10 protein-coding genes are annotated in these 13,197 nt (G+C 34.3%); 7 read left to right on the top strand and 3 right to left on the bottom strand.

What is annotated here, in order from left to right:
* Position 1 precedes the first annotated feature (1 nt).
* The 5 genes from G7034_RS09685 (at position 2) to G7034_RS09665 (ending at position 7,071) form a co-directional block, all read left to right on the top strand.
* Entirely contained in the window at positions 2–856 is an 855-nt protein-coding gene (locus G7034_RS09685; RefSeq protein WP_166400759.1) for an HIT family protein, read from the top strand.
* 2 nt (positions 857–858) lie between these two features.
* Positions 859–5,676 carry a RecQ family ATP-dependent DNA helicase gene (locus tag G7034_RS09680; RefSeq protein ID WP_166400758.1) on the top strand — a complete coding sequence of 1,606 codons (4,818 nt, stop codon included), beginning with the start codon at positions 859–861 and terminating at the stop codon, positions 5,674–5,676.
* 38 nt (positions 5,677–5,714) lie between these two features.
* Positions 5,715–6,422: a hypothetical protein gene (locus tag G7034_RS09675; RefSeq protein WP_166400757.1), complete on the top strand. Its 708-nt coding sequence runs from the start codon at positions 5,715–5,717 to the stop codon at positions 6,420–6,422.
* 64 nt (positions 6,423–6,486) lie between these two features.
* A complete protein-coding gene (locus G7034_RS09670; RefSeq protein ID WP_166400756.1) occupies positions 6,487–6,651 on the top strand; it encodes a hypothetical protein in 165 nt (54 codons plus the stop codon).
* Positions 6,652–6,654: 3 nt separating this feature from the next.
* On the top strand, positions 6,655–7,071 hold the full coding sequence (locus G7034_RS09665; protein ID WP_166400781.1) for an ABA4-like family protein: 417 nt from the start codon (positions 6,655–6,657) through the stop codon (positions 7,069–7,071).
* A gap of 25 nt (positions 7,072–7,096) precedes the next feature.
* Here the strand turns inward: G7034_RS09665 and G7034_RS09660 are convergent, their stop codons facing one another.
* The gene (locus G7034_RS09660) at positions 7,097–8,107 is read right to left on the bottom strand and encodes a hypothetical protein (RefSeq protein ID WP_166400755.1); all 1,011 of its coding nucleotides are present in this window, start codon (positions 8,105–8,107) and stop codon (positions 7,097–7,099) included.
* Positions 8,108–8,395: 288 nt separating this feature from the next.
* The gene (locus tag G7034_RS09655; protein WP_166400754.1) at positions 8,396–9,763 is read right to left on the bottom strand and encodes a saccharopine dehydrogenase family protein; all 1,368 of its coding nucleotides are present in this window, start codon (positions 9,761–9,763) and stop codon (positions 8,396–8,398) included.
* 29 nt (positions 9,764–9,792) lie between these two features.
* On the opposite strand from G7034_RS09655, the gene G7034_RS09650 reads away from it, so the two are divergent.
* Together G7034_RS09650 and pckA are read left to right on the top strand one after the other, a co-directional pair.
* Positions 9,793–10,224 (top strand): DUF423 domain-containing protein, encoded by a 432-nt coding sequence (locus G7034_RS09650; protein ID WP_246166818.1) that lies wholly within the window; start codon positions 9,793–9,795, stop codon positions 10,222–10,224.
* A gap of 70 nt (positions 10,225–10,294) precedes the next feature.
* On the top strand, positions 10,295–11,896 hold the full coding sequence (gene pckA, locus G7034_RS09645; RefSeq protein ID WP_166400753.1) for a phosphoenolpyruvate carboxykinase (ATP): 1,602 nt from the start codon (positions 10,295–10,297) through the stop codon (positions 11,894–11,896).
* 74 nt (positions 11,897–11,970) lie between these two features.
* On the opposite strand, the gene G7034_RS09640 is transcribed toward pckA, so the two are convergent.
* Positions 11,971–13,197, bottom strand: a complete 1,227-nt coding sequence (locus G7034_RS09640; RefSeq protein ID WP_166400752.1) for an ammonium transporter — start codon at positions 13,195–13,197, stop codon at positions 11,971–11,973.

Genomic DNA, 13,197 nt, shown 5'->3' with positions numbered 1-13,197 from the left:
TATGGAAAATATAAACTCACATATTACTGCAAAAGATAGAGATAAAATGTCCTTTCCAACACGTATTTTAGTTGAAAATGACTTATTACAGGGGGATGTTTTAGATTTTGGTTGTGGCTTTGGGAAAGATGTAGAAGAATTAAAACAAAAAGGCTTTAATGTAAAAGGTTATGACCCTCATTATCAACCCGATTACCCAAATCAAAAATACGATACTATTTTATGTCATTATGTATTAAATGTGCTTAAAAACCAAGAGCAAGCAAAAGTTCTGTTTGAAGTATCTAAGCTTTTAAAATTTGGTGGTAGAGCTTATTTTAGTGTACGTTGTGATATTAAAAAACCGGGTTTTAGAACGCACTATATACATAAAGTAAAAACCTATCAAACCAACGTAATTCTTCCGTTTAAAACAGTTTTTGTAAATGAAAATGTGGAAATTTATGAATACCAACACTATTGCTATCTTAATCAAAAGAAAACTGAAGTAAGTCCATTTTTTGAAAAGTTAGAACCCAAAGAACAAGTAGGTGAATTGGCAAGTTGTTTTGCCTTCCGTGATAAATTTCCTGTTTCAAACGGGCATACATTAATCATTCCTAAAAGAAAAGTTGCTAATTATTTTGAGTTGAGTTTTAAAGAACAATCTGCTTGTTGGTTTTTGGTGAATTTAGTTAAAGCTGAATTACAAAAAAAATATAATCCTGACGGATTCAATATTGGAATTAACGTAAACCAAGAAGCTGGACAAACTGTTTTTCATTGTCATATTCACATTATTCCTCGTTATAAAGGTGATGTTGAAAATCCTAGAGGTGGGGTAAGGGGGGTGATTCCAAGTAAACAGAAGTATTGATTATGAAGCCAATAGCATTTATAGATACCGAAATTGAACCAAAGAGCCTAAAGATTCTGGATATTGGTTGCATAAAAGCTGACGGAAATATATTTCATAAAACATCAATTACTGAATTTACACAGTTTTTAAAAGGAACACAATTTATATGTGGACACAACATTTTCAATCATGATATAAAGTATGTCGGTAAAGCGCTCGCAGATGCAGGAATAAGCTCTTCAAAAATCATTGACACCTTATTTCTTTCTCCCTTACTTTTTCCAACAAAACCCTATCATGCCTTATTAAAAGACGATAAGCTTCAAACAGAATACACTAACAATCCGCTAAATGATTCTATTAAATCAAGAGACCTGTTCTATGATGAAGTTGAAGCCTTTAAGAAAACTGACGAAACACTCAAACAAATTTTCTTTTTACTGTTGCATAATAAAAGAGAGTTTCAATCTTTTTTCCGTTTCATAGCGTATAAAAGTGAAAATACAGACGTAATAAAGCTGATTCGCCAAAAGTTTGTAAATGAAATTTGTGATCAGGTTGTCCTTAACAAAATGATTTCGGAGAATCCAATTGAGTTGGCTTATTGTTTATCACTAATAAGTTCCTTTATTGAATACAAAAAAATTCATTCTATAACACCGCCTTGGGTACTAAAAAATTATCCTGAAGTTGAAAGAATCATGTTTCGTTTACGAAATCAACCATGTGTTACAGGTTGTGCATATTGTAACAGTGTCTTAGATATCAATAAAGGGTTAAAAAAGTTTTTTGGTTTCGATTCTTATAGAACATATGGAGGTGAGCCACTTCAAGAAAAAGCAGTAAAAGCAGCAGTAGATAACAAATCGATCCTTGCTGTTTTTCCCACGGGTGGAGGTAAGTCTATTACCTTTCAAGTTCCTGCATTAATGAGTGGTGAAGCGGCTAAGGGTCTGACTGTTGTGATTTCACCTCTGCAGTCTCTGATGAAAGACCAAGTTGATAATCTCGAAAGCAACGGTATTACAGAAGCAGTAACTATTAATGGATTACTCGACCCCATCGAGCGCGCCAAGTCTTTTGAACGTGTAAATGATGGTTCAGCAACTATTCTTTATATCTCACCCGAATCACTACGTTCAAAAACCATTGAACGTCTAATTTTAGGTAGAAAAATTGTACGCTTTGTTATTGACGAAGCACATTGTTTTTCATCATGGGGTCAAGATTTTAGAGTTGACTACTTATATATTGGAGATTTCATAAAACAACTTCAGCAGAAGAAAAATCTTGAGGATGGAATTCCTGTTTCCTGTTTTACAGCAACTGCAAAACAGAAAGTTATAGAGGATATTCGTAGTTACTTCAAAGAAAAGTTATCGCTTGACCTAGAACTCTATACATCAACTGCATCAAGGACAAATCTTCAATACAAAGTTTTTGAAAAAGGTGATGAAGAAGAAAAATATCAAGCAGTAAGGGATTTAATTGAAGAAAAGAATTGCCCAGCAATAATTTATGTTTCTAGAACGAGAAAAGCTTATTTGCTTTCAGAGCGATTAACCAAGGATGGCTTTAATGCAAAACCATACCATGGGAAAATGGATAAGCAAGAAAAGTCAGAAAATCAAGATGCCTTTATCAATGGTGAAACACAAATTATGGTAGCGACCTCGGCTTTTGGAATGGGAGTTGATAAAAAAGATGTAGGTATGGTGATTCATTATGAAATTTCTGATTCACTTGAAAACTATATCCAGGAAGCAGGAAGGGCGGGCAGGGACGAAAATATTGTTGCTGATTGCTTTGTGCTATTTAATGAAGAAGACCTAAGCAAACATTTTATTCTATTGAATCAAACCAAGCTTTCTATTAAAGAGATTCAGCAGATTTGGAAGGCGATTAAGTATATCACCAAATTCCGTTCAAAAGTATCCAACTCAGCTTTAGAAATTGCTAGAAAAGCAGGTTGGGACGATAATGTAGTTGAAATTGAAACCCGGGTAACAACCGCTATTGCAGCTTTAGAAGAAGCAGGATATCTAATACGAGGGCAGAATATGCCTAGAATTTTTGCAAATAGCATCCTTTCTAAAAATGCGCAAGAAGCCATTGAAAAAATCAATCTTTCTGAGCGATTTGAAGAGAAGCAAAAAGAAAAAGGTATCCGAATCATAAAGAAGCTTTTCTCCAGCAAAAGCAAAAATCAGTCAGTCGAAGATCCTGCTGAATCAAGAGTTGACTACATCAGCGACCACCTAGGGATTGTGAAAGAAGAAGTAATAAACATTGTCAACCTTTTACGTGAAGAAAATATTTTGGCTGATGCAAAAGATTTAACTGCCTTCATCAAGAAGGGTGAAAACAAAAATCGTTCTCTAAATATCGTTGAGTCATTTGCAAAGATTGAAAACTTTCTTTTACCCATTTTTGAAGAGCAGGAAAAAACAGTCCACATCAAAGAACTGAACGAACAAGCCGATGAACAAGGTTGCAATGATGTTTCGCCTAACAAAATTAAAACAATCATCAATTTTTGGGCAATTAAGCATTGGATAAAGCGGCAAAATATTCAATACTCTAAAAACCATATTGTTGCTATTTCACTTCATCCAAAAAAAATACTTAAAGAAAAACTTGAGAAGCGTCACGTCTTGGCGAAATTCATTATCGAATTCCTTCATAAGAAAAGTGATTTGAATGAAGATAAAAATGAAAGTCAAAAAGAAGAAGTATTAGTTGAGTTTTCAGTTCACGAATTAAAAGCTGAATACGAATCTAATCAAAACCTATTCAAACTTGATATTAGCATCGATGATATAGAAGATACACTTTTTTATCTTTCAAGGATTGAAGCGCTTAAAATAGAGGGTGGTTTTTTGGTAGTTTATAATCGACTAACTATTGAAAGGCTTGAAGAAGACAATTATAAACGATATACAAAGCAAGATTATCAAAAGCTGAATGAATTTTACGAAAACAAGATTCAACAAATTCATATCGTTGGCGAGTATGCCAAAAAAATGATAAACGATTACAAAGATGCGCTTCAATTTGCTGAAGACTATTTCCAATTAAATTATTCTTCGTTTCTAAGGAAATACTTCCCAGGGAGTAAAGTTGATGACCTTAAACTTAAAATGACTCCAACCAAATTTAGACAGCTTTTTGGTGAACTTTCACCAACGCAATTGAAAATCATAAACGACAATGAAACAAAATATATTGTTGTAGCTGCAGGGCCCGGAAGCGGAAAAACAAGGGTATTGGTTCACAAGCTTGCCTCATTGCTTTTGATGGAAGATGTAAAACACGAGCAATTACTAATGGTTACTTTTTCGAGAGCAGCAGCAACAGAATTCAAAAAACGATTGCTAAAATTGATTGGAAATGCCGCTAACTATATTGAAATAAAAACCTTTCATTCTTATTGTTTTGATTTGTTGGGAAAGGTTGGTAACTTGGAAAAGTCAGGTGAGATTCTTAAAAAAACAATTGAAAAAATAAAAAACAAAGAAGTTGAACCAAATAGAATTACAAAAACAGTTTTGGTAATTGACGAAGCACAAGACATGGATGAAGATGAGTTCAATCTCATCATTACCTTAATGGAACAAAACGAAGAAATGAGAGTTATCGCGGTAGGTGATGATGACCAGAATATTTATGAATTTAGAGGAGCAAGTTCAAAATACCTTGAAAAGTTTATTCAATCAAAAAGAGCCATAAAGTATGAATTGGTTGAAAACTATAGAAGTAAACGTAATCTTGTTGAGTTTAACAATCAATTTGTAAGAAGCATACATCAACGACTAAAACAAACACCAATTATTGCAAATCAAATTGATGACGGGAGAATAAAATTGGTTCGTTATCAAAGCCAAAATCTCATTAGTCCACTTGTTCAAGATATACTCACAACAGGACTTTCGGGAACTACTTGTGTGCTTACAAAAACGAATGAAGAAGCTTTGCAAATCACAGGTCTTTTACTAAACAACGGTATGCAAGCAAAATTGATTCAGACCAATCAAGGATTCAATTTGTATAATCTTTTGGAAGTTAGGTTCTTCTTAAATCAACTGAATTTAACTAATGATGTGTTTATAATTAGTGACGAAGTTTGGATAAGTGCAAAGCGAGAATTATTAAATAGATTTCTAAATAGTACAAAGTTAGAGCTATGTAAAAACATCATCAAGGATTTTGAAGCAACTAATCCCAAAAAGAAATACAAATCAGATTTGGAAGCTTTTATTCGCGAGTCTAAACTTGAAGACTTTTTTAGTGAAAATGGGGAAACCATTTTTGTATCTACTATTCATAAAGCAAAAGGCAAAGAGTTTGATAATGTTTTCTTGATGCTTGATAATTTCAATTTAGTATCCGATAGCGATAAAAGGCAATTATATGTTGCAATGACGAGAGCAAAACAGAATTTAACAGTCCATCTTAATTCAAGTTTTCTTGATCATCTTTCCGAAGAAAATTTAGAGCGAATTAACGATAATGAAAATTACTTACCTCCAAAAGAAATGGCAATGCATTTGACCCACAAAGATGTTTGGCTTGATTACTTCATACACAGACAGCATTGGATTTCTCAACTTTCAAGTGGTGATAGCTTAACTTTTAAGGATGATGAATGTTTAAACCTAAGTGGACAATCAGTTTTAAAGTTTTCAAAGCATTTCTTAGAAAAAATTGAGAGCTTAAAAGGGAAGAATTATATTTTAAAAAGCGTGAAAGTGAATTTTATTCTTCATTGGACGAAAGAAGGTTTAGCACATGAAGTCAAAATTGTTCTGCCAGAATTGTTATTTGAAAAAAATAGTTAATTTATTTCCCCTACCTTTATACTCTACAAAAATAAACTATGCTCAAAAAAATACGCCGCATTTCCCTTTATGCTTTACTTTCAATAATAGGAATACTTATCCTAAGTTTTGTTGTGTTGAAGGTAGTTTATAATGAAGAGATACCGCAGGGGGAAAGAGGTGAGCTTGCCGATGAGCTGGCGGAGAAAATGCTAGAGGCAATTCATCATCAGGAATTCAAGGAAGCAGAAGAAATTCATTGGAAATTTAGAGGGGTAAATCAGTATGAATGGAAATTGCAGGAAGATGTAGTTGAGGTGTATTGGAAAGATTTTCAAGTGACTTTACTCACAAAAACCCCCGATAAAAGTAAAGCCTATCAACATGGCAACGAAATTAAAGAGGAAGAACGAAAAGAAGCCATTGCTTATGCCACTAAAAATTTTAATAACGATAGTTTTTGGTTGATTGCTCCGCACAAAGTTTTTGATGAAGGCACTGAACGTCAACTGATAGGTGAAGGAGATGGTGAGCAACTTTTAGTAACTTATACCTCAGGCGGAAGTACACCAGGCGATTCGTATCTTTGGGAATTGGATGAAAATTACTTACCCGTTTCCATGAAAATGTGGGTAAGTATTATCCCTCTTGACGGGATAGAAGCGCAGTGGAGCGACTGGCAAATGACGGAAGGAGGATTTCCCTTGCCCCAAAAACGCACTTTCTTTGGTTTAGAAATTCCTGTCTCAGGGGTGGTGGTGAAATAAGTAAACATTAAAATTCGAGATAAATTAATTTAATAATGCACATTTATGTAAACAATCTAAAATTATGGATACAAGTTTATACCATTTATCAATTGAAATTACCGCAATAAAACGCCCTTTTTTCCTTCCTGTTTCATTACAAAAAGAAACCATAGCTACGGCTATGCTTGATTTTTCTAATTCACATAAAGAAAAAAATCATCATTTTCTTTGTAGTAATTTCAAATAATAACTGGTATTAGTTTTTCAAATCGTCAACACTTTAGTTTTACCTGCTTGGTTGGTGTTGATTTTCTTTCCAAAAAAAGCATGGCGAAATACCGCTATTTATGCCTTTGCGATACTTATGGCTTTGGTATATGCTTTTTATGTAGGAAGCGGATTTGGGGATTTTGATTTTGAGGCTTTTAGCACCTTAGAAGGCGTAAAAGCTATGTTTACCACCAATGTGGCTGTGCTCACAGGTTGGGTGCATTACTTGGTGTTTGATTTATTGGTAGGAAATTGGATAGTCAACAACGCACAAAAGCATAAAATTAATCACTACTTGATTATTCCCTGTTTGTTATTTTGCTTTATGCTTGGGCCTGTGGGGTTTTTGCTGTATTCCATAATTAAGCTTGTGAAAAATCAAAGCTTAAGGGAGTAATTTTTTTACCCATCTACATATAAAATCAACTCCTTTCTGCTATTTTGTAGTCAATTAAAATCTCCATTTCTCGTTTTCTGTCAAGATGGCCTTTAATTTTGAATTTAAGCGACTTTTTTGGCTCGGGTTTTACGCGTTTAATTTTGTATTTTCTTTTGTAATAATTACAATTTCGACACGTATGAAAATTGATTTTTTGGGGTAAGTAAAGGGCTTCGTTTTGTTTCTCGTAAACAATTTGCGTGCTTGAAATTCTGCAACCTAAAATTTCATCATGTTGCTCTTCTAAATAAACCTCCACAAAACTCATGCTTGTTTTGTCAATAATAAAAAAACCTTGGTTGTATGTTGCTTTTTCTTTAACGGCCTCAAAGTTGACTTTTACTAGGCCATCTCCTAAGTTTGCATCCTCATCATATTGATACGTATATCTTTTCGTTTTTTTTAGATGCTTTGGCTTCCTGATGTGAGTGCCATAATCTAAGTAACTGATGTAGCCAAGGTAATCATCTAAAAAGCAGGCTAAATCAAGTTTATCCATTCGCTTATTGATACCGTACTTAAAGTCATTTTCTTTGTCAACTCTAATACCCAAAAAATACCTGTTAAACAATTCACCTTCTAAGCTTTTTGTATAGATTCTTGCAATTGCTTGATCGTAATTTTTTCCCACTAAATTGTTTTGCGAATAACTTTCTAATTCAAATTTATTCCCTTTAACTAAAAATGCATATTTTTCTTCTTCCGTATAGGGGTTTTGGCTTCCTTGGTGAAGAAGAACTTTAATTTCAGTATTTAGTTCGTCTAATTCCTGATGGTCTAGCAAAGCATGCTTCACTACTTCAAAATCAATATCCTCATTTTGGATAGTGGTTTTTGCCTCAGCAGTGATATGAAAATTTTCTACGTTTCCTTCCTGGGTTTTAGTTTTTTCGGCTACTTGCTCAACTAATTCTAAAGCAGTAAGCTCGTTTTTATTCTGACAAAAAACAAGGAAGGGCAACAAAAATGAGAGAATTAGGCTAGTATTTTTCACAAGATTATATTTTTTAATTACATCACAAATTAACTAAAAAATTTCTTCATAGTTGATTTTTTTTAATTTTACAATAGGAGTTTGGTTTATTCCTTTTGTATAATTCACTGTGGTTTGTTGGTTTTAGCACAACTTTTTGAGGCTCCATTTAGGAAATCCTCATTAGCTTGGTATTGTCTATAGCCGAATGTTACATGCAATAATCCCCATCTGAAGATGGGGAGATTATTGAAATCATGGTTTCTATAGCTATTTGAAAATTGAATAGAAATAGGATTAATTTTTATTTTAGTTCAATTGATCGGGATTGTAACCTTTGTATTCTTTTTCTTGCTCGTTAAAAATGATATTGTATTCTTCAAGTTCATTTAAAACGGGTTCATAGATTTCTTTGTGAATAGGGCGCAATACCCCAGGCATAGTAATTTGCTTGTTAAGGATTTTTACACAGGCAATCCCTACAGGAATTCCCACTGTTTTTGCCATAGCGGTATATTTTTGATTTTCACCAATACTCACCATAGTAGAATCAATTTGTTTTTTTTCTCCATCCATTTCGTATCCAAATTTATGATACATCACAATCATGTCTTTATCATTTGGCTGAAGCGTCCATTTATCTTCCAGGATTTTTTGAAGAGCTTGCGCTGGAGTAGCTTTATGAAGTCCAATTTTTTTATTGGGATTAAATAAATCCAACTCCAATAATTTATCCCAAATTAAGTCATCTTGATCAATTTTTACGGCATGTCGAAGTTTGAGTTCAACACTATCGTAAGGCGAATAGGGCAAGAAGGAATTAACAAACTCTCGGTAACTCATGTTTTCGGTATTTTGTAAATGATAAGTATCATCAGTCATTCCTAGTTGAACAAACACATTCCAAGCCCTACTAAAACCAATTCGCCTTAAGGTTCCTCGGTAAATGGTAGGAATGTTTTCTAATCCGTAAACACTTCTATAAGCTAACGAATTTCGATTAGCCAAACCTTCAAATTTACCATAACCAGGTACTTCTAGGAACTCTGTTCTTCTAAATAAGCGTTGGTAAGGAATATATTTGTATTGTCCTTCTTGAATAAATTCGGCCGCACCACCTTGTCCTGCAACTACTACATTTCTAGGATTCCAAGTAAATTTATAGTTCCAAAGGTTGTCGTCACTTTCTGGAGCAACTAATCCGCCTGTAAAAGATTCAAACATTAAAATTTTTCCGCCTTGTTCTTTAATTTCGTCAATTACTTTCATAGCGCTCATGTGGTCAATGCCTGGGTCAACGCCAATTTCATTCATAAAGCTTAGGCCTTTAGCTTTTACTTCTTCGTCTAAAGCTTGCATTTCTTTAGAGACGTATGAAGCGGTAACCATATTTTTCCCAAACGCTAAACAATCTTTAGCTACCTCAATATGAAATCGAGCAGGAAGCATAGAAATAACAATACTTGCATCTTGAATAGCTTTTTGTCTTTCTTCTGCATTAAAGATGTCAAGTTCTAAAGCTTCCGTAGATGAAAAACCTTCTATCATTTTTTTTGCGATAGCAAGAGATTTATCAGCTACAATTAGATGTAGCTTTTCAGTTTTTGATTTCTCAGATAAATAACGAATTAATGATGAAGTTGACTTTCCGGCACCAATTATTAAAATAGTATGCATAAAATTGTCTTTATTTTGTAAATTTGTGAATGTACGAAGTTAGTAAAATTATCTACTCTAATTCAAATTTTATGCGTAAAAGTCTGTTGTTATTTGGTGCTTTTTTTGGAATTTTAGCTGTTATTTTTGGTGCTTTAGGAGCGCATGCGCTTGAAAATCATCTAGATGAATCGGCGCTGAAAAGTTTTGAAACTGGAGTGCGTTATCAAATGTACCACGCCCTTTTATTGCTATGGGTAGGAAGCAGCTCACTTATTCAACCTAAATTTCAGAAAACAATTGGAGTTTTGTTGGTGCTAGGAATTTTATTTTTCTCTTTTTCTATCTATTTATTAGCTACTTCAGCTTGGTTAGAGCTTCAGGTTTCTTTTCTTGGGCCTGTTACTCCAATAGGTGGTTTGCTATTAATTGTAGCTTGGTTGCTAATTTTCATCAACTTTTTCAAAACGAAAACCAAATAAATTCTATTTACTTCCTTTTATTAGAATAAAGTTTCTAATTTTGCTTTCCATAAATCAATAAACGATTACAATGGCTGATAATTTAAAAACTACGAAAACGATTTCGTTAGAAAAAGAATTCGGAATTAAAAATGCAAAAGTTCATTATCAACTTACTCCAGAAAAACTTCACCAAGCTACTCTAAAGAAAAATCAAGGGGTTGAGGTTGACTCTGGCGCACTAGCAATAAATACTGGTGAGTTTACTGGCAGAGCGCCCAAAGACCGGTTTATAGTTATGGATGAAATCACCAAAGAAGATGTTTGGTGGGGAGATATCAATAAACCTTTTGATTCTGAAAAATTTGACCTCCTGTATGATAAGGTCATTGATTACTTAAATGGAAAAGAATTGTATGCTCGTGATGGCTACGTGTGTGCTGATGATAATTACCGCTTAAATATTAGAGTGGTAAACGAATATCCGTGGAGTAACCTCTTCTGCTACAATATGTTTTTGCGCCCAGAAGAAAGTGAATTAGAAAATTTTTCTGCCGACTGGAAGATTGTTAATGCACCCGGATTTCATGCCAATCCAGAAATAGACGGTACACGTTCACATAATTTTGCTATTCTCAATTTTAAAAAGAAAATTGCTCTAATTGGAGGAACTGGCTATACTGGTGAAATGAAAAAAGGAATTTTTTCTGCCTTGAATTTTATTTTACCAACTCAAAAAAACACCCTACCTATGCACTGCTCGGCCAATGTTGGTGAAGATGAAGATACTGCTATTTTCTTTGGACTTTCAGGAACTGGAAAAACAACGCTTTCTGCAGACCCTAGCCGAAGATTAATTGGTGATGATGAACATGGATGGACTAAAGAAAATACAATCTTTAACTTTGAAGGAGGCTGTTATGCTAAAGTAATTGACCTAACCGAAGAAAAAGAACCCGATATTTTTCGCGCTATAAAACCAGGTGCTATTCTTGAAAATGTAATTATAAATAATCAAGGAAAAGTTGATTTTGAGGACGCTAGCATCACACCAAATACCCGTGTAAGTTACCCAATTTACCACATTGATAATATTCAGCCTTCTTCAGTAGGAGAGAATCCTACCAATATTTTCTTCTTAACGGCCGATGCTTTTGGGGTTTTGCCTCCAATTTCAAAACTAACTCCCGGTCAAGCCGCTTACCACTTTATTAGTGGATATACCGCTAAAGTAGCTGGTACCGAAGCAGGAATTAATGAACCGCTTCCAAGTTTTTCTGCTTGTTTTGGAGCGCCATTTATGCCTTTGCATCCTACTCGTTATGCTGAAATGTTAAGCAAAAAAATGAAAGATGCTGGAGTGAATGTATGGCTTGTGAATACAGGTTGGACAGGCGGTCCTTATGGCACTGGCTCTAGAATGAAACTGAAATATACCAGAGCTATGATTACTGAAGCCTTGGCAGGTAACTTAGAAAATGTAGAATTCAAAACCCATGAAATTTTTGGTTTGGCAGTTCCTCAATCTTGTGAAAATGTTCCTGACGAAGTGCTTAATCCAAGAGCTACTTGGGAAGACAAGGAGGCTTATGACCAAAAAGCGACACACCTTGCCAAATCTTTTCAAGATAATTTCAAGCAATTTGAAGATTATGCAAATCAAGAAATAATGAATGGAGCTCCAAAAGCTTAATTATTCATTGCCACTAAAAAAAAATCCGTACGATGTAAAAATTGTACGGATTTTTTTGTCTTTTAACTTGATTTTTAATTATTCTGAATCCCAAAGTCTGCATAAGCTTGCATACCGTGTTCGTGTTTGTCTAAACCTTCAATTTCTGCTTTGTTGCTTACACGTAAGCCAACTGAATATTTTAGCACTAACGTAATGATTACAGAAGAAACCATACAGAACGAACCAATAATCAATAAGGAAGAAAATTGAATCCAAAGTTGATTCCAGCTAGCCATCTCTCCAAAAACCCCAACCGCTAATGTTCCCCAAATACCGCAAAATAAATGAACAGGAATAGCTCCTACAGGATCATCAAGATGAAGTCGGTCTATGAGGCGTACCGCTAAAATTACGACCACTCCAGCAATTAATCCAATTAAGATAGCTTGCGTAGGCGACATTAAATCTGCACCGGCAGTAATACCTACCAAACCACCCAAAACACCATTAATAAACATAGTAACATCAAGCGATTTATAAAGAAACAACGTAATTAGTGCCGCGCTAATACCTCCACCTGCTGCGGCTAGACTAGTAGTAACCAGTACTTTTGAGGTTAATCCAGGTTGTGCAGAAAGCACCGAGCCACCATTAAAACCAAACCAACCAAACCAAAGCAAAAACAAGCCCATTACTGCTAAAGGTAAATTATGGCCGCGAATAGCTAGCGATTTATTTTTTTTGAATTTTCCATATCTTGCGCCTAAAAGATAAATAAAAACTAACGCGGCCCATCCTCCTACCGAATGAACAATTGTAGAACCTGCAAAATCGTAAAATCCAAATTCTTCTAAAAAACCACCACCCCACAACCAAGAACCTACAATAGGATAAATTAAGCCCACATAAATTATACTAAATAACACAAAAGCTTGAATTTTTACACGTTCTGCAACAGCTCCAGAAACAATTGTTGCCGCGGTAGCTGCAAACATAGCCTGAAATAAGAAATCAGTCCAGAAGGTATAACCACTCTCTGCGTATTCTGATGTGAGTCCGTTGCTAGGTAATTCTAAACCAAAACTAGCAAAGCCTAAGTAGCCATTAAAGTCTCCAGGATACATTAAGCTAAAACCAATAAAGTAATAAAGGAGTAATCCAGCACAAATAATAAATATGTTTTTAAATAAAATATTGATAGTGTTTTTTTGTCTTGTCAAACCAATCTCTAGCAATGAGAATCCAAGATGCATAATAAAAACTAAGGCAATGCAAAGCATCATCCATAAGTTGTTGGTGGTTAAAAGCAATTCTTCCAT

This window comes from Psychroflexus maritimus, assembly GCF_011089875.1.
Taxonomy (GTDB): Bacteria; Bacteroidota; Bacteroidia; order Flavobacteriales; family Flavobacteriaceae; genus Psychroflexus; species Psychroflexus maritimus.
The sequence above is the reverse complement of the archived record's forward strand: the minus strand, read 5'-3'. Positions and strand labels throughout refer to the sequence as shown.

What these genes read in the sequence shown, in the direction of transcription:
- G7034_RS09650 (WP_246166818.1), top strand. Translation starts at nt 9,793, where the DNA reads ATGTACGAAGTTAGTAAAATTATCTACTCTAATTCAAATTTTATGCGT.
- G7034_RS09655 (WP_166400754.1), bottom strand. Translation starts at nt 9,763, where the DNA reads ATGCATACTATTTTAATAATTGGTGCCGGAAAGTCAACTTCATCATTA.
- G7034_RS09640 (WP_166400752.1), bottom strand. Translation starts at nt 13,197, where the DNA reads ATGGAAGAATTGCTTTTAACCACCAACAACTTATGGATGATGCTTTGC.
- G7034_RS09675 (WP_166400757.1), top strand. Translation starts at nt 5,715, where the DNA reads ATGCTCAAAAAAATACGCCGCATTTCCCTTTATGCTTTACTTTCAATA.
- G7034_RS09670 (WP_166400756.1), top strand. Translation starts at nt 6,487, where the DNA reads ATGGATACAAGTTTATACCATTTATCAATTGAAATTACCGCAATAAAA.
- G7034_RS09685 (WP_166400759.1), top strand. Translation starts at nt 2, where the DNA reads ATGGAAAATATAAACTCACATATTACTGCAAAAGATAGAGATAAAATG.
- pckA (WP_166400753.1), top strand. Translation starts at nt 10,295, where the DNA reads ATGGCTGATAATTTAAAAACTACGAAAACGATTTCGTTAGAAAAAGAA.
- G7034_RS09680 (WP_166400758.1), top strand. Translation starts at nt 859, where the DNA reads ATGAAGCCAATAGCATTTATAGATACCGAAATTGAACCAAAGAGCCTA.